The following is a 25,676-nucleotide window of genomic DNA, read 5'->3' as shown; positions in this document are numbered from 1 at the left end:
CGCTCAGCCCCCCTGCACCGCGGTCAGGACCTCGACCCGGTCGCCGTCGGCGAGCAGCGTCGCCGCCCACTCCCCGCGCGGCACCACCGTCTCGTTGACGGCGGCGGCGACTCCGGAGGGGGCGGTGGTGAGGCCGGTGACCAGGGCCTCCAGGGAGACGGGGGCGGCGAGCGCGCGCGGCTCCCCGTTCACGGACACGTTCATGCGGGCTGCTCCTGACGTACGGAGAGAGCGGTGGGGAAGCGGCGGGGGGAGAAGGGGCGCGCCTCGTCGGGGAGGAGGCCGGTGGTGAGCACCTCCGCCATGACGTCGCCGGTGACGGGGGTGAGGAGGATCCCGTTGCGGTAGTGGCCGGTGGCCAGGTCGAGGCCGGGCAGGGCGCTCGGGCCGAGCAGCGGCGCGTTGTCCGGGGAGCCGGGGCGCAGTCCGGCCAGCGTCTCGGTGAGCGGCAGCTCGGTGAGGCCGGGGACCAGCTCGTGGGCGTCGCGCAGCAGCTCGTACACCCCGCCCGCGGTCACCGTGGTGTCCCAGCCCAGCTCCTCGCTGGTGGCGCCGACGACCAGCTCGCCGTTCTCGCGCGGCACCAGGTAGACGTGGCTGCCGCGGACCACGGCCCGGACGGTGCGGGAGAGGAAGGGGGCGTACGGGGCGGGGATCCGCAGCCGCAGGACCTGGCCCTTCACCGGGCGGACCGGCGGCAGGACCGACGGCGGCACGCCCGCGAGGCGGCCGCTGAGGCTGCCGGCGGCGAGGACGGTCCGGCCGGCGGTCAGCTCGGTGCCGTCGCCCAGGACGACTCCGCGCGCCCGGTCGCGGACCACCGTGAGCCGCTCGGCGAGCGCCCGGTGGAAGACCACCCCGGCCCGCTCGCAGGCGGTGAGCAGCGCGGCGGCGAGCCGGCGCGGGTCCACCTGGTGGTCGCCGTCCACCCGGAGCCCGCCGCGCACGCCGGGCGCCAGCATGGGCTCCAGACGGCGGCACTCGCGGCCGCTCAGCCATTCGGAGGCGAGTCCGCAGCGGGTCTGGAGGGCGTGCAGCTCGCGCAGGTGGGCCCGGTCGTCGGCGTCGAGCGCGACGGCGAGCGTGCCGCAGGCCCGGTAGCCCACGTCGAGGCCGGTGGCCTCCTCCAGCTCGGCCACGAACGCGGGGTAGCGCTCGGCGGAGGCGAGGTTGAGCCCGAGCAGGGTCTCCTCGCCGTAGTGCAGTTCGGTGACGGCGGCGAGCATGCCGGCCGCGACCCGCGCGGCGCCGCCGCCCGGTGCGGGGTCGACGACCGCGACGGTCAGCCCGCGCAGGGCCGCCCGCCAGGCCGTGACGAGGCCGATGACGCCGCCGCCGACCACGAGGACGTCGGTGGTCGCGGTGACGTCGGTGGTCGCGGTGACGGTGCCGTCGTGGGTGCTGTCGTTGGTGCTGTCGGAAGAACGCATGGGCGTTCCCGCCCCTCCCTTCGCCGGCATGACCCGGATCAGGTTCGTACGGTCGGAGGCCGGCCAGCCTCCCTCTCAGCCCGGTGCGTCCGGGCTCCCGCGAGTGGTGTGTGCCCGCCACCCTAGCCCCCGTCGCCGGAGCGCCACAGAGGGCCTTCTATCTGACGATGTGTCAGATGCGTATGGTGGACGAGTGAGCGAGCAGAAGCAGAACCAGCGGCACGTCGTGATCGTCGGCGCGGGCATGGCGGGCGTGCAGACCGCCGTCGCCCTGCGCGAGCAGGGCTTCGAGGGCCCCGTCACCCTCATCGGCGCCGAACCCCACCAGCCCTACGACCGGCCCCCGCTCTCCAAGGCGGTCCTCCTCGGCAAGGCCGAGCACTCCGCCTTCGACGTCGACTTCGAGTCCCTCGGCGTCGACCTCCGCCTCGGCCTCGACGCGACCGGGCTGCGCCCCGCCGCCCGCGAACTCGTCACCGAGGAGGGGCGCTTCCCGTACGACGCCCTCGTCCTCGCCACCGGCGCCCACCCGCTCACCCTCCCCGGCACCGGGGGAGTCCCCGGCGTCCACCTGCTGCGCACCCTCGACGACGCCGTCCGCCTCGGCCCCGTCCTGGCCGGCGGCGGCCCCGTCGTCGTGGTCGGCGCCGGCTGGATCGGCGCCGAGTTCGCCACCGCCGCCCGCGAGGCCGGCTGCGCCGTCACCGTCGTCGAGGCCGCCGCCCTCCCGCTCGCCGGCGCCCTGCCCGACGAGGTCACCACCGTCATGGCCGGCTGGTACGCCGAGAGCGGCGCCGAACTCCTCACCCACGCGCGCGTGGCCACCGTCCGCCCCGGCGCCGTCGTCCTCGCCGACGGCCGCGAGCTCCCCGCCGACGCCGTCGTCGTCGGCATCGGCGCCCGCCCCGCCACCGACTGGCTCGCGGACTCCGGCATCGCCCTCGACCCGAGCGGCGCCGTCACCGCCGACGACCGGCTGCGCACCTCCCTGCCCGACGTGTACGCGGTCGGCGACTGCGCCTCCTTCCCCTCCGCCCGCTACGGGGAGCGGCTCCTCGTCCACCACTGGGACAACGCCCTCCAGGGCCCCCGCACGGTCGCCGCCGACCTCACCGGAGCCGACGGCCCCGCCCCGGAGCCGTACGACCCCGTCCCGTACTTCTGGTCCGAGCAGTTCGGCCGCTTCGTCCAGTACGCCGGCCACCACGCCGGCGCCGACGCCCTCGTGCGGCGCGGCGACCCGGCCGGGGCCTCCTGGTCGGTGCTCTGGCTGCGCGGCGGGGTGCCGGTCGCGCTCCTCGCCGTCGGCCGCCCCCGCGACCTCGCCCAGGGCCGCAAGCTCATCGAGGCCGGCACCCCCCTCGACCCCGAGCGCGCCGCCGACCCGGCCGTCCCGCTGAAGTCCGCGGCCCGGTAGTCCGTCCCTTCCGGGTCGGCCGGGAGCCCGGCGGGATCCGGAAGGGACGGCCGGGGCCGTCTCCCGCCCGGCGCCACCCCCGTACGGAGGCGTCGGGGCGGGCCCGACTACCGACTGTCGGTCCCGGATGGCAGGCTTGTCCCGTGACCGAGATTGACGCAAACATCGATGCTCTCGTCCCCGCCTGGCTCTACCTCCCCGACATCGCGGAGATGCTCGACGTCGAGGTGACGCGGGTGCGGCAGCTGGTGAAGGAGGGCCAGCTGATCGCCGTGCGCCGCGGAGAGAACAACGCTCTCCAGGTGCCCGCCGCCTTCATCCAGGACGACAAGGTCGTCAAGGGCCTCGCCGGGACCCTGACGCTCCTGCGGGACGACGGCTTCTCCGACGAGGAGATGCTGGAGTGGCTCTTCACCGCCGACCCCACCCTGCCCGGCACCCCCGCGCAGGCCCTCGGCGAGAATCGCGGCACGGAGGTGAAGCGCCGCGCCCAGGCGCTCGCCGTCTGACACACCGGACCACCACCGCCGGCGCCGCGGCCCCACGCCGCGGCACCGGCGCCACCCGACGGGGGGAACCACCATGCCCACGCCTCGTGAGCAGCTCGCCGACGCCCGGCTCTACCTGTGCACCGACGCCCGGAAGCGCCAGGGCGACCTGCCCGCCTTCCTCGACGCCGTGCTCTCCTCCGGCGTGGACATCGTGCAGCTCCGCGACAAGGGCATGGAGGCCGGCGAGGAGCTGGAGCACCTCGCCGTCCTCGCCGAGGCCTGCCGCCGCCACGGCAAGCTCCTCGCCGTGAACGACCGGGCCGACGTCGCCCACGCCATCGGCTCCGACGTCCTCCACCTCGGCCAGGGCGACCTGCCCGTCCCCGCCGCCCGCGCCATCCTCGGCGACGAGGTCCTGATCGGCCGCTCCTGCCACGCCGAGTCCGAGGCGGCCGCGGCCGCCGCCGAACCCGGCGTCGACTACTTCTGCACCGGCCCCTGCTGGCCCACCCCCACCAAGCCCGGGCGGTACGCTCCCGGCCTCGACCTGGTGAGGTACGCCGCGGGGCTCGCCCAGGACCGCCCCTGGTTCGCCATCGGCGGCATCGACGAGACCAACCTGGACCAGGTCCTCGACGCCGGCGCCCGCCGGATCGTCGTCGTCCGCGCGCTCACCGAGGCCGACGACCCGGCCGCGGCCGCCGCCTCCCTCGCCAAGCGCGTCCGCGAGCGGGCCGACGCCTGACCCGACCGGTTCCGAGGGGAAGCCGCCACCCCCGCCCTGTGGGGACGGGGTGGGGAGGGGGCGATTCCGGCGTCACCCCGATGTCCGAAAAGTTGTCCAGAACGCGGACGCCGTTTCCGCGCTCACCTGGACCCCGTCTAACCTGCCGGTATGGCCCTTGGAACCGCTTCCGTCCGTACGGACCGCGCCCGCACGGTCCGCGAGATCCTCGCCGCCGGGACGTCGTACTCCTTCGAGTTCTACGCGCCCCGGACGGCCAAGGGCGAGCAGGTCCTCTGGAACGCCATGCGTCGCGTCGAGGCCGTCGGCCCCAGCTTCGTCTCCGTGACCTACGGCGCCGGCGGCTCCACCCGCGGCGGCACCGTCAAGGCCACCCAGAAGATCGCCTCGGACACCACCCTCACCCCGGTCGCCCACCTCACCGCCGTCGACCACTCCGTCGCCGAGCTGCGCAACGTCCTCGGACAGTACGCGGACGCCGGCATCCGCAACATGCTCGCGCTGCGCGGCGACCCGCCGGGCGACCCGCTGGGCGAGTGGGTCGAGCACCCCGAGGGCGTCCAGTACGCCGCCGACCTCGTGCGGCTCATCAAGGAGTCCGGCGACTTCTGCGTCGGCGTCGCCGCCTTCCCCGAGATGCACCCCCGGTCCGCCGACTGGGACACCGACATCCGCCACTTCGTCGACAAGTGCCGGGCCGGCGCCGACTACGCGGTCACCCAGATGTTCTTCGACCCCGAGAACTACCTGCGGCTGCGCGACAGCGTCGAGAAGGCCGGCTGCGAGACCCCGATCATCCCCGAGGTCATGCCCGTCGTGAACGTGAAGACCCTCGACCGGCTGCCCCAGCTCAGCAACGCCGCCTTCCCCCCGGATGTGAAAGAGCGCATCCTCGCGGTCAAGGACGACCCCGCCGCTGTACGCTCCATCGGTATCGAGTTCGCGACGGAGTTCTGCGCGCGCCTGCTGGCCGAGGGTGTACCCGGACTGCACTTCATCACGCTCAACAGCTCCACCGCGACGCTCGAGATCTACGAGAATCTCGGACTGCACCAGCAGTCCTGACCGGTCGTACCCGCCCCGACCCGCGGCGGTGGCCGTAGAGAGGGGCGGCGGGGCATGGGGTGGACGGTCCTCTACATCGCTTTCGGCCTGGTGGCGCTCTGGCTGCTCGGCGAGGTGCTCCTCCAGTACAAGGCGCGGCTCCGCTGGCGGCTCCTCGCCTTCTGCGGCTTCCTCGGCGTGGTCGCCGGCGTGCTGCTGCCCTCGGTGGCGGTCATCATCGCCGGCGCGGTCGCCTTCGCCGTCGGCCAGACCTTCGTGACGCTCTCCTTCCGCCGGGGCTTCTCCACCGGCTGGGCCGTCGGCGGCAGCCCCGGCGCCAGCCGCCGCCGCAAGGCGGGCCCGACCCCCGAGGCCGGCCCGACCCTGGAGGTCTCCGGCCTCTCCTACGAGTCCCACGAGGGCCCGGGCGGAGCCCCTGCCCCCGGCCCCGACGCCGAGGAACTGCGCGCCGGAGACGAGCCCGCCCCCGTCTACGAGCCGCAGCCCCTGCCCGAGGACACCGGCCAGTACGGCGTCTACGGAGGCCACGACCAGCAGCAGGGCTACGGGCAGCAGCCCGGTTACGAGCAGCCCGGCTACGAGCAGCAGCCCGGCTACGACACCACCGGTTACGACACCGGAGGCTACGGCGCCGGTTACGCCCCCGCCGCCGCCCAGGACACGCCCGCGTACGACACCTACGCCACCGGCTACGAGCAGCAGCCCGGCTACGACTACGGCACCGCAGGCGCCCCGCAGCAGTACGCCGCCTACTCCGACCCGTACATCGGCCCGGGCACCGACGGCCAGCAGTACACCTCGTACTACGGCGACTCCTACGCCCCCTCGTACACCTACGACACCCCGCCCGGCGGCGTCTGGGTCCCGCAGCAGCGCGACACCGACGAGCAGCCGCCGCAGGCGTACACCCCCGGGCAGTACGGCTACGAGCAGCACCCGGACGAGCAGTCCCAGTACCGCTACTGAGGTCCCGGCAGGGCGCGCCCCGGCCGGCCGGGGCGCGTCACCGCGAGCCGCGGAACTCCGCGCCCTCGACGATCAGCCCGGCCACCAGCGCGCCCGACATGCCCGCGTGGGCGAGCCCGCCGCCCGGATGCGACCAGCCGCCCGCGAAGTACAGCCCGGGCACCGGGGAGAGAGTGGCGGCGGGCAGCCACCGCCCCCGGGCGTCCGCCAGCGCCGGACCCGGCACCTCGGGCGTCCCCGTCGCCTCCCGCACGTCCTCCGGGGTGCGGACCACCTGCCAGAGCAGCCGCTCGGCCAGCCCCGGCACGGCGTGCCCGGCGGCCTCCACCATCCGCCCGGCGAGCCCCGCCCGGTCCTCCTCCGGCGCCAGGTCCACGCGCGCGGAGACCGTCACCGACTCGTGGTCGGCGTCGGGCCGCAGCGCCGGGTCGTCCGGCCGCAGCACCGTCACCGTGGGCCGGGCGCCGTCCCCGTGGACGACGGTCCGGTGCGCGGCGCCGTCCTCGCGGGCGCCGCGGAGGGCCAGCAGGACCGTCAGCCGGCCGGTGCCGTGCCGCTGGAAGGCCGGCCACTCGTCGGCGCGCTCCCACGGCAGCACCTGCTCCCGGTAGAGCGCCGGCACGGGAGCGCCCGCGACCACGTGGTCCGCCGGCACCGTCTCGCCCGACTCCAGCCGGACCCCGACCGCCCGGCCCGCCTCGGTCAGCAGTTCGTCCACCCGCGCGTCGAAGACGAACTCCACCCGCCGCTCCCGGCAGCGCTCGTACACCGCGTCCGCGAGCGCCCGGATGCCGCCCGCCACGTACCAGCTGCCGAAGGTCTGCTCCATGTACGGCAGGACGACGGCGGACGCCGGTGCGCTCGACGCCGGAAAGCCGTACGCCTCCGCGTACGAGTCCAGGAGCGCGATCAGCCGGGGGTCCCGCAGCTCCCGCTCGCCGACCTGGGCGAGCGTCCGCGTCGGGCGGCGCAGCAGCCCCGCCCTCAGCGCCGGGTACGGCTCGCGGGCGAGCGCCTTCGGGTCGGCCGGCTGCGGCTCCTCCAGGAGCGGGCGGCGGGTCCGGTCCCACGCCTCACGGGCCCGCACCAGGAACTCCCCCCAGCGCTCGCCCGCGCCCGCGCCGAGCGCCGCGTCCAGGGCGGCGACCGTGCCGGCCCGGGAGGCGTTCGGCAGGTCCACGCGCGTGCCGTCGGCGAAGACGTGCCGGGCGGCCGGATCGACCTGGCTCAGCCCGACGCACTCCTCCAGCGGCCTCTTCCCCGTCTTCACGAACAGATCGCGGTAGACCGCCGGCAGGTGCAGCAGCCCCGGGCCGGTGTCGAAGGCGAACCCCTCGCGCTCGAAGCGGCCCACCGCCCCGCCGTACGTCGACGTCCGCTCGTACACCGTCACCGCGTGTCCGGCGACCGCGAGCCGTGCCGCCGCCGCCATGGCGCCGAGACCCGCGCCGATCACCACAATCCGTCCCATGTCAGGGACCCTATCGGCCCCCGCCGACGGACCGGTCCGCAGGTGGGCCGCCCTCCGCCGCCGCGAGTCTGCGCTCCTCGCGGCGCTGCGCCCTGCGGCGCAGGAAGCGCCGGATCCGGGAGGCCAGGAAGACCAGCAGCCAGATGCCGAGCGCCAGCAGCACGGCGGCGATCACCGCCGCCGCCACCGGATGGAATATCGCGAAGGTGATGACGCCGGCGACGGCGAGGTCCTCGCCCGTGCTGATCGCGATGTTGGAGAACGGCTCCGGCGAGGTGTTCACCGCCATCCGGGTCCCCGCCTTGACCAGATGGCTCATCAGCGCCGTCGAACCGCCGATCGCCCCCGCCGCCAGCTCCGGCAGCGAACCGCTCTCACCGGCCAGCAGGGCGGCCACCACGGCCCCGGCGACCGGCCGGATCACCGTGTGGACGGAGTCCCACACGTTGTCCACGTACGGCACCTTGTCCGCGACCGCCTCGATCAGGAACAACACGCCGGCCGCGACCAGGACGTCGGTGCGCTGGAGCGCCTCGGGCACCTCGTCGGTGAGCCCGGTCGCGCCGAAGACGCCGAGCAGCAGGACCACCGCGTAGGCGTTGATCCCGCTCGCCCAGCCGCTGGTGAAGACCAGGGGGAGTACGGACACGCTCGTGATCGTAACGAGGCCGCGCCCGCCCGTCACGGGAGCCGACTGAGTATCCGTACCTAGTGGCCGAGATGAGTACCCGCGCGGATGGGGGAGGGGCCGCCCGGAGGAGAGAGTGGAGCCCACGGAAGGGGCGCGGCTCCGCACCGCCGGCACGGGGCTGCGGAACGGGGCCGCGCGCCTGCCGGCACGGGGGACGTGCACGGGGGTGTACGAAAGGAAGCGCCGGTCCGGCGTGGCTCGGGGGGATCGAGCCTCGCGGGACCGGCGCTTTTTCGTGATCTGGGATCCAACATCCCGGATCCAACATCCCGGATCCGAGGTCCTGGATCCAACATCCTGGATCCGATGTCCCGGATCCAATGTCCGGTGTCCGATGTCTGGGATCCGATGTCTCGGACATTGGATCCCAGACATCGGATCCGGCTCAGCAGCCTCCGCCCACCCGCCCGTGCAGCAGCAGCGACAGCGCCGCGTGGACGTCGTCCAGGGAACGCTCGCTCTGGAAGGCCTTCCAGTCCAGGGCGGCGACCAGGACCATGCCGACCAGGGCCGCGGCCGTCAGCTGGACGTCGATCTCCTCGCTCAGTTCGCCCTCCTCGACGCCGTCGCGCAGGACCCCCTCCACGACGGCGACGGCCTCCTGGCGGACCACCAGGAGCGTGGAGTTCCAGGCGCGGTTGGTGCGCCAGAGCTCGGCCACGTACAGCTGGGTGAAGGCGGGGTAGCGGTCGATGAAGACGAGGCCGGCGCGGATCATCGCGTCCAGCGCGGCGACGCGGCTGTCGCCCCGCGCCGCCGTCTCCTCGGCCGCCGTCCGCAGCGAGGCGGTGAGGAGGGAGACGCCGTGGCGCAGCAGCTCCTCGAAGAGCTCGGTCTTGCTCTTGAAGTTGTAGTAGACCGTGCCCTTGGCCACCCCGGCCCGCTCGGCGATCTCGTCGACCGTCGTGGCCGAGAACCCCTGCTCGGCGATGAGGGTGACGGCTGCCTCGTAGAGCTTGGCGCGGGTGGCCTGGCGGCGGGTGCTGCTGCTGTCCATGGGGTCGATTCTCACAGAGGCGGTGCGGGTCACAGCGACAGTTCGGGGTGGAGCCGGTCCAGTGTCCACACCTGCTTGCGCCGCGCGGTGACCGAGGTCAGGGCGAGCGCGCCCAGGGTGAAGGCGGTGAGGACGGCGACGGCCTCCCAGACCGGACCCGTCCCGCCGCCGGAGATGAGCCGGCGCAGCGCCTCGACCACATGGGTCATCGGCAGGAAGGGGTGGACGGCGTTGAAGAAGCCCGGGCTGGTCTGCACCGGGTAGGTGCCGCCCGCCGAGGTCAGCTGGACCATGAGCAGGGCCAGCACCAGGATCCTTCCGGCCGCGCCGAAGCGGGCGTTGAGCCACTGGATGATCGCGGCGAAGCAGCAGGTCACGAGCGCGAGGAAGCCGATCGTGCCGGCCGCCCTGGCCATCTCCAGGCCGAGGCCCCAGTGCAGGACGGAGAGGAGCGCGCCGACCTGGAGGACTCCGATCGCCGCCACCGGGAACCAGCCGGCCAGCGCGATCCGCCAGGCGGAGGCGCCCGCGGCGAGGGCCCGGCGGTTCATCGGCTGGATGATCATGTAGGCGACCATCGCGCCGACCCAGAGGGAGAGCGGGATGAAGTACGGGGCGAAGCCCGTGCCGTAGTTCGGCGCCTTGTGGAGCGTCTGGGCGGCCAGCTTCACCGGGTCGGCCATGACCTCCGTACGCCGGTCGCGCTCGTCCTTGTCGTAGTCCGGGATCTGGTCGACGCCGTCCTTGAGTCCGGTGGCGAGCGAGCCGGAGCCGTCGGCGAGCTTGAACAGGCCGCCGTCGAGGTCGCCGGCGCCCTTCTTCAGCTTGCCGACGCCGGTGTCCAGGCTGACCGATCCGGCGCGGGCGCCGGTGATGCCGGTGTGCAGCTGTTCGGCGCCGTCGGCGACCTTCTTCGCGCCCTTGTTGAGCTCGTTGATCTTCCGGATGGCGCCCTCGACGTCCTCGTCCAGGTGCGGGGCGCGGGCGGCCAGCTCGTCGGCTTCCTTCTTCAGCTTCTTCAGCCGCGCGTCGAGCGTCTTCAGGTCGCCACTGCCGTCCTTGGTCAGCTCGTGCACGTCGTCCGCGATGGTGGCGACGTCCCCGGCGGTGGTCGACGCCTCCTTCAGGGCCGCGCACACCTCCTTGGGGTCGGGGAGCGTGACGCCCTCCGGCAGTTCGACCGGCGCGGTGGCGCCGGGCTTCGCGCAGGACTCGCGGTGCAGCCGGCCGAGGGTGTCGTCCGCCTTGTGGGCGGCGGTGCGCAGCAGCGGGGCGCGGCGGACCAGGTCCTCCAGGTCGTTGCGGGCGGCGGTGGCCGAGTCGGAGACCAGCTTGGCGGTGTCGCGGATCGACTTGCCGTTGTTCGCCAGGTACGGGCGGACCTTGTCCGCGGTGCCGTTCACCTTGTCGGCGAGGGCCTGGGTGCCGTCCGCGACCTTGCGCGTACCGGTCTGGACGTCCTTGGATCCCTTGTCCAGCCTCTTGAGGCCGGAGGCCAGGTCGCCGCTGCCGGTCTTGGCGTCGGTCAGGCCGTCGGAGAGGTCCTTGGAGCCCTTCTTGGCCTTGTCCACGCCCTTCTTCAGGTCGGCCGCGCCCTTGGCGGCCTCGGCGGTGGCCTCGTGGATGTCGGAGAAGGAGATGAAGATCTTGTCGAGGAAGGTCCGGGAGGACTTGGTGGAGGCGGCGGTACGCACCTCGGAGAAGACCGTCCGCGAGATCTGGCCGACGATGTAGTTGTTGGAGTCGTTCGTCCGGACCTTCAGGGCGCCGGTCTCGGGGGAGTCCCCGGAGCTGGAGGCGATCCGCTCGCTGAAGTCGTCGGGCACGGTCAGGGACAGGTAGTACCGGCCGTCCTCGACGCCCTCGCGCGCCTCGGCTTCGCCGACCTCGTGCCACTCGAAGGTCCTGCTCTCCAGCAGCCCCTCGGTGAGGTCCCGTCCGGCGGTGATCCGCTTGCCGTCGGTGGTGGCGCCGCGGTCCTCGTCGACCAGGGCCACGGGCAGCCGGTCGAGCCTGCTGTACGGGTCCCAGAACGAGTACAGGTACAGGGCGCCGTACAGCAGCGGCAGCAGCAGGACCGCGACGAGCGCGGCGCGCGGCAGCTTGCCCCTGCCGAAGCGCCTCAGCTCAAGCGCGGCCAGTTTCGGCGAGCGCATCGTCCGCCCCCTCCTCGGTGATGTCGTCTTCGGCGGTGGTCTTCGGGTCCGGGTCCGCCTTCGCGGGCGTGGCGACCGTGGTGATCCGCAGGGCGCCGGCCGGGGCCTCGCTGCAGACGGCGAGGACGGTGGTGCCGGCGTCGGCCACCGCGCGCAGCAGCGTCCAGGCCTCGGCCCGGTCGGCGTCCGACAGCTTCAGGTCCGTGTCGTCCACGCCGAGCAGCCGGGGCCGGCCGATCAGGGCCAGCGCGATCGACAGCCGCAGCGCCTCCAGGCGCTCCAGGTCCCGTACGGAGGTCCGCTCGCCCTTCGGCAGGGCGGCGAGGTCGAGCCCGGCGGCCGCCACGGCCTCGTCGATCCGGGCGCGGGCCTCGGCGGCCCGGGTGCCGGGGCGGCGCAGCAGGCCGCGGACCGAGCCGTCGAACCGGCGCTGGAGCAGGGCCCGCTCGCGCAGGTGCTCGGCGACCGTGAGCGACGGGTCGAGCTCGCTCACGCCGGGGACCTGGCCGAGCGCGGCGATCCGGCGCACGGCGGCCATCCGGCGCGGCAGCGGCAGCCCGCCGATCTCCGCGGTGCCCTCCTTGGTCCTCATCCGGCCGGTGAGCGCGAGCAGCAGACAGGTGCGGCCGGTGCCGGACGGGCCTTCGAGCGCCACCAGGGACCCGGCCCCGGCGCGGAAGGACACGTCCCGGAAGGCCCAGCCGCGGGGGCCCGTGAGCCCCAGGCCCGCGACGGCGAGCTCGGCGCCGTGCGCCGCCGGGTCGCGGCCGGCGCCGGTCTCCCCGCCGGCGCCCTCCGGAGACGGTCGTGTGGTCAGGTCGTCGGATCCCATGGATCCACCCCCCGCTTCCCCACTTTTGAACTGACTGGTCAGTCCAAAAGTTACCCGCGAGTTGAGCTACTGGCAAAACCCCAGGTCAGGGCCATTGTCAGTGGTCGACTGCACGATGGACACAGACGGCGACAAGACCGTCACCCGACGACAGGAGGCTCGTCATGGCCAGTCCTTTCGCAGCAGCCGACGTCCACCCCGTGTCCCGCAGGACCGGCGCCCCGCCCGCCGCCCTCGACCTGCTCGCCAAGGCCCGCGCCGGAATCGACGAGGCCGCGGCCCTCGACCGCCCCCACGAGAGGTACGCCACCGCGCACCTCGCCGCCCTGCGCGCCGCGGCCGCCGTCCTCGCCGCCCGCGCCCGCCCCGTGCCCCGCACCCGCCGGCGCCAGGCCATAAGGAGCGCCTGGGAGCTGCTGCCGCAGCTCGCGCCCGAGCTCACCGAATGGAGCGCCCTCTTCGCCTCCGGCGCCCCGCGCCGCGCCCTGGCCGAGGCCGGGGTCGCCGCCGCCGCGACCCCGCGCGAGGCCGACGACCTCGTGAGGGACGCCGCCCACTTCCTGCGGCTGGTCGAGCGGCTGCTCGTGCTCCAGCCGGTGCTGCCCAGGCAGCCCCCGGCGGACGGCGCCGCCGGTTGATCCGCGGGGCAGCGCCGAGGCCATAGGGTGGGGAGGTCCGTACCCGTCACCGAGGAGTCAAGAGCCGTGCCGGACCCTTCCTCTGTCTTCGGCCGCGAGGCGTCGTCGCGCCCGTCGCGCGCCTCCCTGCGCACCGCCGTCGTCTGGGACGTCCTCAAGGACGCCCTCGACCGCCGGGTCGGCAGCACAGGGAACGCCGCCCTGGAAGTCCTCGACACCGGCGGCGGCTCCGGCAACTTCGCGGTGCCGGTGGCCCGCCTCGGCCACCGCGTCACCGTCGTCGACCCCAGCCCCAACGCGCTCTTCGCGCTGGAGCGCCGCGCCGCCGAGGCCGGGGTCGCCGAACTGGTGACCGGTGTCCAGGGCGACGTCCGCGGTCTCTTCGACGTGGCCGAGCGGGGCGCCTACGACGCGGTGCTCTGCCACGGCGTCCTGGAGTACGTGGACGACCCGGCCGAAGGCGTACGGAACACGGTGGCCGCGCTCCGCCCCGGCGGCGCGCTCAGCCTCCTCGGCGCCGGACTCGGCGGCGCGGTCCTCGCCCGCGCCCTCGCCGGACACTTCACCGAGGCCCGGACCGCCCTCGGCGACCCCGACGGACGCTGGGGCGCCGGTGACCCCGTGCCCCGGCGCTTCACCGCCGAGCAGCTGACCGGACTGGCCGAGGAGGCGGGCCTCACCGTGAGCGCCGTCCACGGCGTGCGGATCTTCGCCGACCTGGTCCCCGGCGTCCTCGTCGACACCGAGCCCGGTGCCGCCGAGGCCCTGCTGAAGCTGGAGGCCGCCGCGGCCGAGCTGGCCGCCTTCCACGCCGTCGCCACCCAGCTCCACGTGCTCGCCGAGAAGCCCGTCTGATCCGGTGGAACTCCGGGGCCGCGCCACCCGTTCGGAGGTGCGGGTCCGGCTCTGCCGCAGGCCGCCCCATATGCGGCTTCGCGCCGTATGATCGAGGGAAACCATCCGGCATGACGGACGGGCGGCTGGGGAATCAACGCCTCACCAACCGAACCGCGTGGCGGCCCGGGTGGGCTGATCGGCATTGAGGGCGGGTTTCACGGGGGCGATTCCCTGCCTATCCTGAAAGGGCCGCAAACCGGTCGCCCCCGCGACCGACGACTAGGAGGACTCCGTGCCGCTCTCGGAGCACGAGCAGCGAATGCTCGAGCAGATGGAGCGAGCGCTGTACGCCGAAGACCCCAAGTTCGCGACAGCGCTCGAGGGAAGCGGGCTGCGCACGTACACCCGGCGACGGGTGTATCAGGCAGTGGCCGGCTTCCTGGTGGGTATCGCGCTCCTCATGGCCGGAATGGTCGCACAGCAGATCTGGATCAGCGTGGTGGGATTCCTCGTCATGCTGGGCTGCGCGGTCCTGGCGGTCACCGGCTGGCGCAAGGCGCCGAAGCCGGGTGAGCAGGCGCAGCAGGCCCGTGGCCATCAGGCCCGGGCGCGACGCTCCATGATGGACCGGATCGAGGCGCGGTGGCAGCGACGCCGCGACGAGCAGCAGGGCGGCGGCCACTGACGCGGCCCTGAGCGGAGACCCCGCACCCCGTACCCTTACGCGCCCCGCCGGCCCCGAGCCCTGGCGGGGCGCAGCTCTGTCTCCGCGCGGCCTCCGCCACGGGCCGCGCCCGCGCCGTGCCGGCCGAGCCCACGCCACAGACCGCGCCCGCGCCGCCGTCCCCCGTGGGCAGGCGCCCCGAGGGACAGCTTGCCCACGAGGGACGGCGAGCGCAGGCCCCTACGGAGTGCCGCGGAGGCGGGGTGCCCGGGACTTCAGGGCGGCCCATCCGGCCGAGGCGGACCAGTGGAGGCGGACGGCCGAGCGGGGGGCCAGGAGGGCGCGGAGACGCCCGGCGCGGGAGGCGTTCGCGCGGAAGGCGGAACGTACCCGGTCCGCGTCCTGGGCGAGGCCCGCCACCGGACGGGGCGACGGGGCGTAGAGGGTCTCCTCGACCGCGTGGGCCACCCGGTGGACCGACTCCGCCGACTCGCCCGACAGCTCACCCGCCCGGACGATCCGCTCCGCCGTACGCCGCGGCGTCTGCGCGTCGTCGGGTTCGAGCCCGTAGTCCCAGGCCGTGTCGCCGATCTCCCGCCACACCGCCAGCGGGCCCCCCGAGGGGCCGAGCCGGCGGGCCCGCACCCGGGTCCGCCAGAAGAGCGGGACGAGGGGGAGGGCGAGGACCAGCAGGACCGCCAGGGTCCAGCCCACGATCTTCAGGACGTCCGTGCCGCCGCCGGAGGACGCGTCGTCCGCCGCCGTCGGGGACTGACCGCACTCGCCGAGGCGGCGCATCTCCGGCGGGCAGCTCTCCGAGGCGCTCGGCGCCGCCGACGGCTGGGCCGAGGAGGCCTCCGAGGGTTGCGCCGGGCCGGTCGGGCCGCCGGTGGGGGAGGCCTGGCGGGTGTACGAGGGGGTGAAGCCGCGCGACGGCGTCGGCTCGAAGCGGGTCCAGCCGGCGCCCTCGAAGTACAGCTCGGGCCAGGCGTGGGCGTCCCGGATGCCGACCGACACGGAGCCGTCGGACTGGTTGGTGCCCGGCATGAAGCCGACCGCGACCCGCGCCGGGATGCCCAGCGTCCGGGCCATCGCCGCCATGGAGAAGGAGAAGTGGATGCAGAATCCCTTCTTGTCCTTCAGGAAGCGGGAGATCGCCTCCGTGCCCGTCCCGGACGTCACGTCGACGTCGTACCGGAAGCCGCCGTCCTCCGAGAACCAGTCCTGGAGCCGGACCGCCCGCTCGTAGTCGTTGGCCGCGTCCTTGGTGACCTCCAGGGCCGTCGACTTCACGTCGGCGGGAAGGCTCCCCGGCACCTTGGTGTACTCGCGGAGCAGCGGTTCCGGCGCCGGTCCCGCCTGGGCGAGCTGCTCGCTCGTGGGCTGCACGTCGAGGCTGGTCACCTGGTAGCGGATGCCCTTGGTGTTCTGCTTGTCGTCGCCGACGAGCATCCGGCCGGCCGGCTCGAACCGCCAGCGCCCCTCGATGTCGACCCGGGCGGCCGGGAAGGGCATCGGCAGCCACTTCTGGTCGTACCCCTCGGAGGCGACGAAGTTGCTGGTCACCTCGGAGGTGCGGACGGACTGCGCGAGCCCGTCGGGCCAGGGCAGCGACTTCGGCACGGCCTCGATCGGGCGGACCGAGGACTTCCACGAGGTGCCGTCGAACTGGTCGAGGGCGACGAGCCGCAGGTAGAGACTGCTGTTGTCCAGGGCGTTGGTGCGGTAGCGCAGGACCTCGAAGTCCTCCGGCTGGCGCAGGTTGTCCTGGAGCGAGACCAGCGGGTTCACGGCGGCGATGGTGCCGCCGCCCCCGCCGCCCCCGCCCGCGGCGCCTCCGCCGCCGGTGCCCAGGAGCCCGCCGGAGAAGCCCGGCAGGACGAGCGGCACCACCAGGGCGGTGCCCATGGCGACGGCGCCGATGCGGCGGCCGGTGCGGACCGGCGCGAAGGCCGTCCCGCCGGTGCCCACGGGGGCGCCGGAGCGGCCGGTGCGCTGGGCGCCGCCGAAGATCCGGCCCCAGGCGGAGAGCCGGTCGCGGCCCTCGGCGAGGAGCAGCAGGAGGTAGCCGGCGGCGGCGAGCAGGAACCAGAGCCGGCCGGCGCCGCCCCCGGAGAGCCCGGCGGCCACCGAGTACAGCGCGAGCAGCGGCAGACCGGCCGGGGCGGCGCGGCGGAAGGTGACCGCCAGGACGTCCACGAGGAGCCCGATCGCCAGCACGCCGACGACCAGCATCAGCCGGATGCCCTCGGTGTCCGGGGCGGGGATCGCGTAGGTGCCGACGTCCTCGGCGCCGAGCCGGAACAGCTCGGCCACCCGCTGGACGGCGAGCGGCCCGGGCAGGAAGCCGAGGAGCGCCTGCTCCCGGGCGAAGACCACGGTCAGCGCGACCACGCCGACCAGCAGCTGGGCGCCGACGGTGAGCGGCCGGGCCAGCGGCACCCGCCGGCACAGCATGCCGACGCCGCTCTGCAGGGCGAGCAGGAAGGCGGCGGTGAAGATCCAGGTGGCCGGCTTGACCAGCGGCAGCAGCGCGCCGGCGGCCATCAGGGAGGCCGCCCAGGCGGCCAGTGTCAGGCGGGTGAGCCCGCTCATGCCCATCCTCCGTAGCTGTCTGCGGCGGCGGTGTCCCGCAGCGCCCCGGCGGCCTGCTGCCAGAGTTCGGCCATCCGGGCCCCCGGCGGTACGGAGACCACGGTCCAGCCGGCCTCGCGCAGCTGCCGGACCCGGGCGTCGACGGCCCCGGCCACGGCGCCGCCGGTGAGCCAGGAGCCGGAGTCCAGGACGAAGGCGACGGCGGAACCGGCCCGGGCCCGCATCCGTCCGGCCAGCGCCGCCTGTTCCTCGTCGAGGTTGCCGAGGAAGGCGACGAGCAGTCCGCCGCTCCCGGCGCGCAGCATGTCGGAGGCGCGGGAGAGCCCGGCGCCGTCGGAGTGGTCGACGATCGCGAGGGTGTCCATCATCAGCCCGGCCGTCTCCGCGGAGTCGCCGGTGGAGGCGCCCGCGTAGCCGCCGTCGGTGCCGTCGCCGGGGACCGCGGTGCCGGTGTCGGTGAGCAGCCGGACCGCGTAGCCCCGCTCCAGCATGTGGGTGAGGACGGAGGCGGCGCCGGAGACGGCCCACTCGAAGGCGGAGTCGGGGCCCGAGCCCTGGTAGCCGGCCCGGCGGGTGTCGAGGAGGACCGTGCAGTGGGAGCGCTGGGGCTGCTCCTCGCGGCGGACCATCAGCTCGCCGTACCGGGCGGTGGAGCGCCAGTGGACCCGGCGGAGGTCGTCGCCGTGCCGGTAGACGCGGGGGATGACGTCGTCGTCGCCGGCGAGGGCGAGCGTGCGCTGCCGGCCCTCGCCGTAGCCGGAGGCCTCGCCGCCCAGCCGGACCGCCGGCAGCGGGGTGGTGCGCGGGACGACGGTCAGGGTGTCGTACGCGTGGAAGGAGCGGGTCAGTTCGCACATCCCGAAGGGGTCGCTCAGCCGGAGCTGGAGCGGACCGAGCGGGAAGCGGCCGCGCAGGTCGGAGCGGACCCGGTAGGAGACCTCGCGCCGGCCGCCGGCCTCGACCCGGTCGAGGACGAAGCGGGGGCGGGGGCCCAGCATGTACGGCACGTGGTCCTGGAGCATCAGCAGCCCGGTGGGCAGCTTGGAGACGTTCTCCATGCGGAGCTGGACCCGGGCCTCGGTGCCCGCCTCCACCCGCTGCGGGGTGAGCCGGCGGGAGGTGGCGACCCGGTAGCGGGTGCGGTGCAGGACGAAGACGCAGATCAGCGGCAGGCTGGCGAGCAGCAGGCCGACCCGGAGCAGATCGGCCTGGCCGAGCACGTAGGCGCAGACGGCGGCGGCCGCCCCGGCGGCCAGGAAGGACCGGCCGCGGGTGGTGAGCCCGCCGAGGGCGGCCCGCAGGCCGCCCCGGCCGTCCTCGGCCCGGGGGCCTTCGCGGTCGTCGGCCCGCTGCCCCTGGGGTGCGGCGGGGGTCGCCATCACAGCTGTCGGCCTCCGGGCTGCCGGCCGAAGTGCGGGCCGGCGGGCGGGGTCGCGGACGGGACGGGGGTCCGCTGGAGGATGTCGAGGACGACCTGCTCGGCGTTGCGCCGGTTGAGCTGGGCCTGGGCGGTGGGCAGCAGCCGGTGCGCGAGCACCGGGACGGCCAGCGCCTGGAGGTCGTCGGGCAGCACGTACTCGCGGCCGGCGAGGGCGGCGGAGGCCCTGGCGGCCCGCAGCAGGTGGAGGGTGGCGCGCGGGGAGGCGCCGAGCCGCAGGTCGGGGTGGTTGCGGGTGGCGGCGACGACGTCGACCGCGTACCGCCGGACGGCGTCGGCGACGTGCACCGTGCGGACCGCCTCGATCAGCTTGAGGATCTCGTGCGCGTGGGCGACCGGCTGGAGGTCGTCCAGCGGGTTGACCGCCCCGTGCACGTCGAGCATCTGGAACTCGGCCTCGGCGCTCGGGTACCCGATGGAGACGCGGGCCATGAAGCGGTCGCGCTGGGCCTCGGGCAGCGGGTAGGTGCCCTCCATCTCGACCGGGTTCTGGGTGGCCACGACCATGAACGGGCTGGGCAGCTCGTAGGTGTGCCCGTCGATGGTGACCTGGCGCTCCTCCATGGACTCCAGGAGCGCGGACTGCGTCTTGGGCGAGGCCCGGTTGATCTCGTCGCCGATGACGATCTGGGCGAAGATCGCGCCCGGCTTGAACTCGAACTCCCGGCGCTGCTGGTCGAAGATCGACACGCCGGTGACGTCCGACGGCAGCAGGTCGGGGGTGAACTGGATGCGGCGCACCGAGCAGTCGATGGACCGCGCGAGCGTCTTGGCGAGCATGGTCTTGCCGACGCCGGGTACGTCCTCGATGAGGAGGTGGCCCTCGGCGAGCAGCACGGTCAGCGCGAGACGTACGACCTCGGGCTTGCCCTCGATCACGCTCTCCACCGAGCCGCGCACCCGCTCCGCGGTGGTGGTCAAGTCTGTGAGGCTCGCTCGGTCGTCATAGGTCGTCACCCCGGCCCTCCTCGGCCTTGCAGGAACACGGACACCTGCCCCCGGTGGGATGTACGGGGGGTGTCACCGAGCATTCTTGTGGGGATTGCAGGGTCGTGTCACTCGCCTGTGGATAACTGCGGACGAAATGCCAGGGTTTGTCGTCTTACGCGGCGGCGGAAGATGTGCTCGTGTCGCTGCCGGAACCATTCTCCACAGGATCGATCTCGCGCAGCAGGCCCGTCGTCACGTCGAAGACGAACCCCCGGACGTCGTCCGTGTGCGGCAGGAACGGCGAGGTCCGGACCCGCCGCATCGACTGCCGCACGTCCTGCTCCACGTCCCGGAAGGCCTCGACGGCCCAGGCCGGGCGCTGGCCCACCTCGTCCTCCAGCTCGTGCCGGAAGTCCTCGGTGAGCGACTCCAGGCCGCAGCCGGTGTGGTGCACCAGCATCACGGCGCGGGTGCCGAGCGCCCGCTGGCTGATGGTGAGGGAGCGGATCACGTCGTCGGTGACGACCCCGCCGGCGTTGCGGATCGTGTGGCAGTCGCCGAGTTCGAGCCCCAGCGCGGCGTGCAGGTCGAGCCGGGCGTCCATGCAGGCCACGACGGCGACGCGGAGCACCGGTCGCGCGTCCATGCCCGGATCGGCGAAGGCGGCGGCGTACCGCGCGTTCGCCTCGACGAGCCGTTCGGTGACGGAGGCGCCGGCGCCGGGGGAGGGGTGTGCGGAGGTCGTCATGGCTCCGACGGTAGGGGGCACCCTCCGCGCGGGACCGCTGTGAGAAGAGGGCAAAGGACGCGGATGCGTCCGCGTGTGAGCCAAGCCACAGCCGCCGTCGCGTGCCGCCGATCGAGTGAAGCGCCCGGAATGTCCGCGCGGGTGTCCGACGCCGCGCGGCGCGCCAGCCGGTTGATTGACCGGCCCCGTCCGTGGACTAGAGTGACGCGGAGTTCCTGGAGACAATCGAGCGATTTGAAGCGGTTTCTCCCCCGTGTGCGCGGCGGCACCCACGGCTCGGCCTTCATCCCGCTCGCCGTGCCCGTTCTGAGAGGGTGCGTTGAGCAACGACCGACACGTCCCGGTGATGCTCCAGCGGTGCCTGGACATGTTGGCCCCTGCCCTCCAGAACCCGGGAGCGGTCGTCGTCGACTGCACCCTGGGCCTCGGCGGACACAGCGAGGCCCTGCTGCGCGCCTTCCCCGAGGCCCGGCTCGTCGCACTCGACCGCGACAAGGAGGCCCTGCGCCTCTCCGGCGAGCGGCTCGCCCCCTACGGCGACCGCGCCACCCTCGTCCACGCGGTCTACGACGAACTGCCCGAGGTCCTCGACCGGCTCGGCATCGGCAAGGCCGACGGCGTCCTCTTCGACCTCGGCGTCTCCTCCATGCAGCTCGACGAGGCCGACCGCGGCTTCGCCTACGCCCAGGACGCCCCGCTCGACATGCGCATGGACCAGACGACCGGCATGAGCGCCGCCGAGGTCCTCAACACCTATCCGGCCGGCGAACTCGTCCGCATCCTGCGCGCCTACGGCGAGGAGAAGCAGGCCAAGCGGATCGTCTCCGCCATCGTGCGCGAGCGCGACAAGGAGCCGTTCACCAACAGCGCCCGGCTCGTCGAGCTCATCCGCGACGCCCTCCCGCAGGCCGCCAAGCGCACCGGCGGCAACCCCGCCAAGCGCACCTTCCAGGCCCTGCGCATCGAGGTCAACGGCGAGCTGAGCGTCCTGGAGCGGGCCATCCCGGCCGCCGTGAAGGCCCTCGCCGTCGGCGGCCGCGTCGCCGTCCTCTCGTACCACTCCCTGGAGGACCGGCTCGTCAAGCAGGTCTTCGCGGCCGGCGCGGCCACCACCGCCCCGCCCGGCCTCCCGGTCGTCCCCGAGCAGTACCAGCCCCGCCTCAAGCTCCTCACCCGCGGCGCCGAACTCCCCACCGAGGAGGAGGTGGCCGAGAACCGCCGGGCCGCCCCCGCCCGTCTCCGGGGCGTCGAGCGCATCCGGGAGGACGTGCTGTGAGCACGGCGAGGGGGCCGCTCAAAGGCCGGGCCGCGCGGCTCGGACGGCTGATGCCGTCCGGTCCCAGCTCGGCCGCCCGGACCCCCTTCGTCCTGCTCGTCGTGCTCCTCCTCGGCGGTGGCCTCATCACCCTGCTGCTGCTCAACTCCGCCCTCAACCAGGGCTCCTTCAAGCTGCGCGAACTCAAGGACCGCACCACCGAGCTCACCGACGAGGAGCAGGCCCTCCAGCGCGACGTCGACGCCGACGCCGCCCCCGACGCCCTGGAGCGCCGCGCCCGCGAGCTCGGCCTGGTCCCCGGCGGCAGCCCCGCCTTCCTCGGCCCCGACGGCAAGGTCCTCGGCGAGCCCACCGTCGCCGCCTCGCCGAAGCCCTCGCCGAAGCCGTCCCGCACGTCGGCCCGCGCCCCGGGCCGTACCGGCGACCCCGGCCGCGCGAGCGGCCCGGACCGTACGAGCGACCCCGCCGCCTCCCGTACGCGGGCGGCCACCGCCGCCCCCGGTACGGGCGCCCCGAAGCCGACCGTGCCCGTGACCGCCCCGACGACCTCCGGCAGGTGACCGAGCAGTGCCCTCCAAGGAGCCCCCGCGCCGCCGCGTCCCCGGCCCCGCCCGCCCGGCCCGCCCCCGGCCCGCCGCGCCCGCGGGATCCGGCGCCCGGTCCGGAGCCGGCGGCCGCGCCCCCCGGCCCGCCCCGCGCCCGGCCGCCCGCCGCCCCGCGCCCCGGCCGCCCGCCCGCAGGCCCCGCACCATCAAGCTCGGCAGCCCCCGGCCCCGGCTGCGCCTGATCTCCCTCGGCCTGACCCTGGTCATGCTGGTCTTCGTCGTGCGGCTGCTCCAGGTCCAGGCCGTCGACGCCAGCGCGTACGCGGCCAAGGCCGACAAGTACCGCTACCAGGAGTACACGCTCTCCGCGGAGCGCGGCGAGATCACCGACCGCAACGGCATCGCCCTGGCCACCAGCGTCGACGCCTACGACATCACCGCCGACCCGAAGCTCTTCACCCCCGAGGAGTCCAGGCTCCGCGACGCGCCCGAGCAGGCCGCCGCGCTCCTCGCCCCGATCCTCGGCAGGGAGCCGGCGGACCTCGCCAAGAAGCTCCGCACCCCCAAGTCCCGCTACACCCTGCTCGCCCGCAAGCAGACCCCGCAGGTCTGGAACCAGATCAAGGACCTGAAGAAGGTCTACGCGCAGAAGGCCCGGGCCGCCGGCGGCACCGGCGTCAACCTGCTCGGCGGCGTCCTCAGCGAGCCCAGCACCAAGCGGGTCTACCCCAACGGCGAACTCGGCGCCGGGATACTGGGATACGTCAACGCCGAGGGCCGCGGCGCAGGCGGCGTCGAGTCCATGCTCGATCCCGAACTCGCCGGCCGGGACGGGATGATCCGCTTCACCGCCTCCGGCGGCCGGCAGGTCCCCACCGCCGGCTCCCAGGGCACCCCCGCCGTCCCCGGCTCCGACATCGAGCTCACCATCGACCGGGACATCCAGTGGGCCGCCCAGCAGGCCATCAGCGAGCAGGTCCGCAAGTCCAAGGCCGACCGCGGTTACGTCATCGTCCAGGACACCCGCACCGGCGAGGTCCTCGCGATGGCCAACGCCCCCGGCTTCGACCCCAACGACCTCTCCGCCGCCAACGCCGCCGCCATGGGCAACGCGGCCCTCCAGGACGCCTACGAGCCCGGCTCCACCAGCAAGGTCATGTCCATGGCCGCCGTCCTGGAGGAGGGCAAGGCCGCCCCCGACACCCACGTCACCGTCCCCAACCGGCTCCACCGCGGCGACCGGCTCTTCAAGGACGACATCGACCACCCGACCTGGTACCTGACGCTCAACGGCGTCCTCGCCAAGTCCAGCAACATCGGCACCATCCTCGCCACCGGCCAGCTCGGCAAGGACCAGGCCGAGTCCAACCGGATCCTCGACGGCTACCTCCGCCGCTTCGGCGTCGGCAGCCCCACCGGCCTCGGCTTCCCCGGCGAGACCCCCGGCATCCTCGCCAAGCCCGAGGACTGGTCCACCTCGCAGCAGTACACGATCCCCTTCGGCCAGGGCCTCTCCGTCAACGCCCTCCAGGCCGCCTCCGTCTACTCGACCATCGCCAACGGAGGCGTACGGATCGAACCCACCCTCGTCCGCGGCACCAAGGGCCCCGACGGGCGCTTCACCCCCGCCGCCGCGCCCGAGCAGGACCGGGTGGTGAGCGAGCGGACCGCCAAGACGCTCGCCCAGATGCTGGAATCCGTCGTCGAGGACCGCGAGGGCACCGGCACCAAGGCCGCCATCCCCGGCTACCGCGTCGCCGGCAAGACCGGCACCGCCAACCGGGTCGACCCCGAACTCGGCCGCTACAAGGGCTACACCGCCTCCTTCGCCGGCTTCGCCCCCGCCGACCAGCCCCGGGTCACCGTCTACTGCGCCATCCAGAACCCCACCAAGGGCAGTTACTTCGGCGGCCAGATCTGCGGCCCCATCTACAAGAAGGTCATGGAGTTCGCGCTCAAGACCCTCCACGTGGCACCCACCGGCAGCGCGTCCCCGCGCCTGCCGGTCACCTTCGAACCCACCCCGTGACCTCCGGGAGCACCACCAGTGACGACGATCACCCCCCACTCCGGGAACCGGAAATCGAACTCCGGCGACGCCCGCGGCTCGTTTGGTCCCCCGCAGGGTGCGGCCGGTACGCTCACCGCCGTGCCACACGCTGATCAGTCCCGAACCACCCCGCCCCGCCCGGAGCGGGCCCGCCCGACACCCCTGGGCGAGCTCGCGGCACGGCTGGACACCGAGATCCCCGACGCCGCACAGGACGTCCCGATCTCGGGCATCACCCACGACTCCCGGGCGGTACGCCCCGGGGACGTGTACGCGGCCCTCCCCGGCGCCCGCGTGCACGGAGCCGACTTCGTCGCCCAGGCCGCCGGCCTCGGCGCCGCCGCGGTCCTCACCGACCGGGCCGGAGCCGACCGCGCCGCCGCGACCGGACTGCCCGTCCTCGTCGTCGGCGACCCGCGCGGCCGGATGGGCGAACTGGCCGCCGAGATCTACGGCCGCCCCGGCGCGGACCTCCTCCAGATCGGCATCACCGGCACCTCCGGCAAGACGACCACCGCCTACCTCGTCGAGGGCGGCCTGCGCGGTGCCGGGAAGCACACCGGGCTCGTCGGCACCGTCGAGATGCGCATCGGCGACGAGCGCATCAAGTCGGAACGCACCACCCCCGAGGCCACCGACCTCCAGGCCCTCTTCGCCGTCATGCGCGAGCGGGGCGTCGAGGCCGTCGCCATGGAGGTCTCCAGCCACGCCCTCGTGCTCGGCCGGGTCGACGGCTGCGTCTTCGACGTCGCCGTCTTCAACAACCTCAGCCCGGAGCACATGGAGTTCCACTCCGACATGGAGGACTACTTCCGGGCCAAGGCGACCCTCTTCACCCCGGAGCGCAGCCGCGTCGGCGTCGTCAACGCCGACGACGAGTACGGCCGCCGGCTCGCCAAGGAGGCGGCCGTCCCGATCGTCACCTTCTCCGCCGAGGGCCGCGCCGACGCCGACTGGCGCGCCGAGGACGTGGTGCTCGGCCCCGCCGACTCCACCTTCACGGCGGTCGGCCCCGAGGGCGTGCGGATCCCCGCCACCGCCCCGCTGCCCGGCCCCTTCAACGTCGCCAACAGCCTCGCCGCCGTCGTCACCCTCGCCGTCGCCGGGCTCGACCCGAGGACCGCCGCCGACGGCGTCGCCGCCGTCCCCGGCGTCCCCGGCCGCCTGGAGCGCGTCGACGCCGGCCAGCCGTACCTCGCCGTCGTCGACTACGCGCACAAGACCGACGCCGTCGAATCGGTCCTGCGCTCGCTGCGCGAGGTCACCGAGGGCCGGCTGCACGTGGTCATCGGCTGCGGAGGCGACCGGGACACCACCAAGCGCGGCCCCATGGGCGCCGCCACGGCCCGGCTCGCCGACACCGCCGTACTGACCTCCGACAACCCCCGCTCCGAGGACCCGCTCGCGATCCTCACCGCGATGCTCGCGGGCGCCGCCGAGGTGCCCGCCGCGGAGCGCGGCGCCGTCCTGGTCGAACCCGACCGGGCCGCCGCCATCGCCGCCGCCGTCGCCCGCGCCCGGCCGGGCGACACCGTCCTGGTCGCCGGCAAGGGCCACGAGCAGGGCCAGGAGATCGCCGGGCGGGTCCGTCCCTTCGACGACCGCCAGGTCCTCCGCGAAGCGATCGAGGCGGCGGGCGGAGCTCCGGCCGCCGACTCGATCGAACACCGTCACCAGAACAGTCAGGGATGAAG

General features: G+C 74.3%; 23 protein-coding genes and 1 riboswitch. Of the genes, 12 read left to right on the top strand and 11 right to left on the bottom strand.

Annotated features, from left to right (window positions below):
• Positions 1-3 precede the first annotated feature (3 nt).
• Positions 4-204 carry a sulfur carrier protein ThiS gene (gene thiS, locus ACFQ8C_RS18935; RefSeq protein ID WP_383458620.1) on the bottom strand — a complete coding sequence of 67 codons (201 nt, stop codon included), beginning with the start codon at positions 202-204 and terminating at the stop codon, positions 4-6.
• Positions 201-1,430 (bottom strand): glycine oxidase ThiO, encoded by a 1,230-nt coding sequence (gene thiO, locus ACFQ8C_RS18930; protein WP_383458619.1) that lies wholly within the window; start codon positions 1,428-1,430, stop codon positions 201-203. The genes thiS and thiO overlap by 4 nt, the downstream gene beginning before the upstream one ends.
• Positions 1,428-1,541, bottom strand: a riboswitch (TPP riboswitch). Its footprint overlaps the gene before it by 3 nt.
• 82 nt (positions 1,542-1,623) lie before the next feature.
• Between thiO and ACFQ8C_RS18925 the strand changes: the two genes are divergently transcribed.
• The 5 genes from ACFQ8C_RS18925 (at position 1,624) to ACFQ8C_RS18905 (ending at position 6,114) form a co-directional block, all read left to right on the top strand.
• Positions 1,624-2,847 carry an NAD(P)/FAD-dependent oxidoreductase gene (locus ACFQ8C_RS18925; protein WP_383458616.1) on the top strand — a complete coding sequence of 408 codons (1,224 nt, stop codon included), beginning with the start codon at positions 1,624-1,626 and terminating at the stop codon, positions 2,845-2,847.
• 143 nt (positions 2,848-2,990) lie between these two features.
• The gene (locus ACFQ8C_RS18920) at positions 2,991-3,356 is read left to right on the top strand and encodes an Rv2175c family DNA-binding protein (RefSeq protein ID WP_383458614.1); all 366 of its coding nucleotides are present in this window, start codon (positions 2,991-2,993) and stop codon (positions 3,354-3,356) included.
• 73 nt (positions 3,357-3,429) lie between these two features.
• Positions 3,430-4,083, top strand: a complete 654-nt coding sequence (gene thiE, locus ACFQ8C_RS18915; protein WP_383458611.1) for a thiamine phosphate synthase — start codon at positions 3,430-3,432, stop codon at positions 4,081-4,083.
• Between the two features lie 150 nt (positions 4,084-4,233).
• Positions 4,234-5,148, top strand: a complete 915-nt coding sequence (metF, locus tag ACFQ8C_RS18910; protein ID WP_383458608.1) for a methylenetetrahydrofolate reductase [NAD(P)H] — start codon at positions 4,234-4,236, stop codon at positions 5,146-5,148.
• Positions 5,149-5,202: 54 nt separating this feature from the next.
• Positions 5,203-6,114 carry a hypothetical protein gene (locus ACFQ8C_RS18905; RefSeq protein ID WP_383458605.1) on the top strand — a complete coding sequence of 304 codons (912 nt, stop codon included), beginning with the start codon at positions 5,203-5,205 and terminating at the stop codon, positions 6,112-6,114.
• Between the two features lie 37 nt (positions 6,115-6,151).
• Here the strand turns inward: ACFQ8C_RS18905 and ACFQ8C_RS18900 are convergent, their stop codons facing one another.
• From ACFQ8C_RS18900 to ACFQ8C_RS18880, 5 genes are all read right to left on the bottom strand, one after another.
• A complete protein-coding gene (locus tag ACFQ8C_RS18900) occupies positions 6,152-7,585 on the bottom strand; it encodes a phytoene desaturase family protein (RefSeq protein WP_383458602.1) in 1,434 nt (477 codons plus the stop codon).
• 10 nt (positions 7,586-7,595) lie between these two features.
• Positions 7,596-8,234, bottom strand: coding sequence for a DUF4126 domain-containing protein (locus ACFQ8C_RS18895; RefSeq protein ID WP_383458599.1), 639 nt, complete (start codon positions 8,232-8,234; stop codon positions 7,596-7,598).
• A 427-nt stretch (positions 8,235-8,661) separates the two neighbouring features.
• Positions 8,662-9,273 carry a TetR/AcrR family transcriptional regulator gene (locus ACFQ8C_RS18890; protein ID WP_383458597.1) on the bottom strand — a complete coding sequence of 204 codons (612 nt, stop codon included), beginning with the start codon at positions 9,271-9,273 and terminating at the stop codon, positions 8,662-8,664.
• Between the two features lie 29 nt (positions 9,274-9,302).
• Complete coding sequence (locus ACFQ8C_RS18885) at positions 9,303-11,429, bottom strand: YhgE/Pip family protein (protein WP_383458595.1); 2,127 nt, start codon at positions 11,427-11,429, stop codon at positions 9,303-9,305.
• A complete protein-coding gene (locus ACFQ8C_RS18880; RefSeq protein ID WP_383458592.1) occupies positions 11,401-12,261 on the bottom strand; it encodes an ATP-binding cassette domain-containing protein in 861 nt (286 codons plus the stop codon). Before ACFQ8C_RS18880 ends, ACFQ8C_RS18885 begins: the two co-directional genes overlap by 29 nt.
• Before the next feature lie 164 nt (positions 12,262-12,425).
• Here ACFQ8C_RS18880 and ACFQ8C_RS18875 point away from each other — a divergent pair, with 164 nt between their 5' ends.
• The 3 genes from ACFQ8C_RS18875 (at position 12,426) to ACFQ8C_RS18865 (ending at position 14,421) form a co-directional block, all read left to right on the top strand.
• Complete coding sequence (locus ACFQ8C_RS18875) at positions 12,426-12,899, top strand: SAV_6107 family HEPN domain-containing protein (RefSeq protein ID WP_383458589.1); 474 nt, start codon at positions 12,426-12,428, stop codon at positions 12,897-12,899.
• Between the two features lie 66 nt (positions 12,900-12,965).
• Positions 12,966-13,754, top strand: coding sequence for a class I SAM-dependent methyltransferase (locus tag ACFQ8C_RS18870; RefSeq protein WP_383458586.1), 789 nt, complete (start codon positions 12,966-12,968; stop codon positions 13,752-13,754).
• Between the two features lie 274 nt (positions 13,755-14,028).
• Positions 14,029-14,421: a DUF3040 domain-containing protein gene (locus tag ACFQ8C_RS18865; RefSeq protein ID WP_383458584.1), complete on the top strand. Its 393-nt coding sequence runs from the start codon at positions 14,029-14,031 to the stop codon at positions 14,419-14,421.
• Between the two features lie 219 nt (positions 14,422-14,640).
• Here ACFQ8C_RS18865 and ACFQ8C_RS18860 read toward each other — a convergent pair whose 3' ends face one another.
• The 4 genes from ACFQ8C_RS18860 to ACFQ8C_RS18845 form a co-directional block, all read right to left on the bottom strand.
• The gene (locus ACFQ8C_RS18860) at positions 14,641-16,995 is read right to left on the bottom strand and encodes a transglutaminaseTgpA domain-containing protein (protein WP_383458582.1); all 2,355 of its coding nucleotides are present in this window, start codon (positions 16,993-16,995) and stop codon (positions 14,641-14,643) included.
• Positions 16,992-18,374, bottom strand: coding sequence for a DUF58 domain-containing protein (locus ACFQ8C_RS18855; protein ID WP_383458579.1), 1,383 nt, complete (start codon positions 18,372-18,374; stop codon positions 16,992-16,994). Before ACFQ8C_RS18855 ends, ACFQ8C_RS18860 begins: the two co-directional genes overlap by 4 nt.
• Positions 18,374-19,390, bottom strand: coding sequence for an AAA family ATPase (locus ACFQ8C_RS18850; RefSeq protein ID WP_383458576.1), 1,017 nt, complete (start codon positions 19,388-19,390; stop codon positions 18,374-18,376). Before ACFQ8C_RS18850 ends, ACFQ8C_RS18855 begins: the two co-directional genes overlap by 1 nt.
• A gap of 145 nt (positions 19,391-19,535) precedes the next feature.
• A complete protein-coding gene (locus tag ACFQ8C_RS18845; RefSeq protein WP_383458573.1) occupies positions 19,536-20,111 on the bottom strand; it encodes a beta-class carbonic anhydrase in 576 nt (191 codons plus the stop codon).
• A 319-nt stretch (positions 20,112-20,430) separates the two neighbouring features.
• Here ACFQ8C_RS18845 and rsmH point away from each other — a divergent pair, with 319 nt between their 5' ends.
• The 4 genes from rsmH to ACFQ8C_RS18825 are packed head-to-tail and all read left to right on the top strand — an operon-like array spanning position 20,431 to position 25,674.
• Positions 20,431-21,387 carry a 16S rRNA (cytosine(1402)-N(4))-methyltransferase RsmH gene (gene rsmH / locus ACFQ8C_RS18840; RefSeq protein ID WP_383458570.1) on the top strand — a complete coding sequence of 319 codons (957 nt, stop codon included), beginning with the start codon at positions 20,431-20,433 and terminating at the stop codon, positions 21,385-21,387.
• Complete coding sequence (locus ACFQ8C_RS18835; protein ID WP_383458568.1) at positions 21,384-21,947, top strand: hypothetical protein; 564 nt, start codon at positions 21,384-21,386, stop codon at positions 21,945-21,947. Before rsmH ends, ACFQ8C_RS18835 begins: the two co-directional genes overlap by 4 nt.
• Positions 21,948-21,954: 7 nt before the next feature.
• Positions 21,955-23,961: a peptidoglycan D,D-transpeptidase FtsI family protein gene (locus ACFQ8C_RS18830; protein ID WP_383458565.1), complete on the top strand. Its 2,007-nt coding sequence runs from the start codon at positions 21,955-21,957 to the stop codon at positions 23,959-23,961.
• 18 nt (positions 23,962-23,979) lie between these two features.
• Complete coding sequence (locus tag ACFQ8C_RS18825) at positions 23,980-25,674, top strand: UDP-N-acetylmuramoyl-L-alanyl-D-glutamate--2,6-diaminopimelate ligase (protein WP_383458563.1); 1,695 nt, start codon at positions 23,980-23,982, stop codon at positions 25,672-25,674.
• Positions 25,675-25,676: the final 2 nt, after the last annotated feature.

The organism is Streptomyces sp. NPDC056503, from assembly GCF_042794995.1.
Classification (GTDB): domain Bacteria; phylum Actinomycetota; class Actinomycetes; order Streptomycetales; family Streptomycetaceae; genus Streptomyces.
Note: the sequence above shows the minus strand (reverse complement) of the source record. Positions and strands in the feature narration are given on the sequence as shown.

Excerpts from the sequence above, each read along its gene's own strand:
- thiO (WP_383458619.1), bottom strand. The coding sequence starts at position 1,430 with ATGCGTTCTTCCGACAGCACCAACGACAGCACCCACGACGGCACCGTC.
- ACFQ8C_RS18890 (WP_383458597.1), bottom strand. The coding sequence starts at position 9,273 with ATGGACAGCAGCAGCACCCGCCGCCAGGCCACCCGCGCCAAGCTCTAC.
- ACFQ8C_RS18845 (WP_383458573.1), bottom strand. The coding sequence starts at position 20,111 with ATGACGACCTCCGCACACCCCTCCCCCGGCGCCGGCGCCTCCGTCACC.
- ACFQ8C_RS18875 (WP_383458589.1), top strand. The coding sequence starts at position 12,426 with ATGGCCAGTCCTTTCGCAGCAGCCGACGTCCACCCCGTGTCCCGCAGG.
- thiS (WP_383458620.1), bottom strand. The coding sequence starts at position 204 with ATGAACGTGTCCGTGAACGGGGAGCCGCGCGCGCTCGCCGCCCCCGTC.
- ACFQ8C_RS18860 (WP_383458582.1), bottom strand. The coding sequence starts at position 16,995 with ATGAGCGGGCTCACCCGCCTGACACTGGCCGCCTGGGCGGCCTCCCTG.
- ACFQ8C_RS18905 (WP_383458605.1), top strand. The coding sequence starts at position 5,203 with ATGGGGTGGACGGTCCTCTACATCGCTTTCGGCCTGGTGGCGCTCTGG.
- metF (WP_383458608.1), top strand. The coding sequence starts at position 4,234 with ATGGCCCTTGGAACCGCTTCCGTCCGTACGGACCGCGCCCGCACGGTC.
- ACFQ8C_RS18900 (WP_383458602.1), bottom strand. The coding sequence starts at position 7,585 with ATGGGACGGATTGTGGTGATCGGCGCGGGTCTCGGCGCCATGGCGGCG.
- thiE (WP_383458611.1), top strand. The coding sequence starts at position 3,430 with ATGCCCACGCCTCGTGAGCAGCTCGCCGACGCCCGGCTCTACCTGTGC.
- ACFQ8C_RS18855 (WP_383458579.1), bottom strand. The coding sequence starts at position 18,374 with ATGGCGACCCCCGCCGCACCCCAGGGGCAGCGGGCCGACGACCGCGAA.
- ACFQ8C_RS18880 (WP_383458592.1), bottom strand. The coding sequence starts at position 12,261 with ATGGGATCCGACGACCTGACCACACGACCGTCTCCGGAGGGCGCCGGC.
- ACFQ8C_RS18885 (WP_383458595.1), bottom strand. The coding sequence starts at position 11,429 with ATGCGCTCGCCGAAACTGGCCGCGCTTGAGCTGAGGCGCTTCGGCAGG.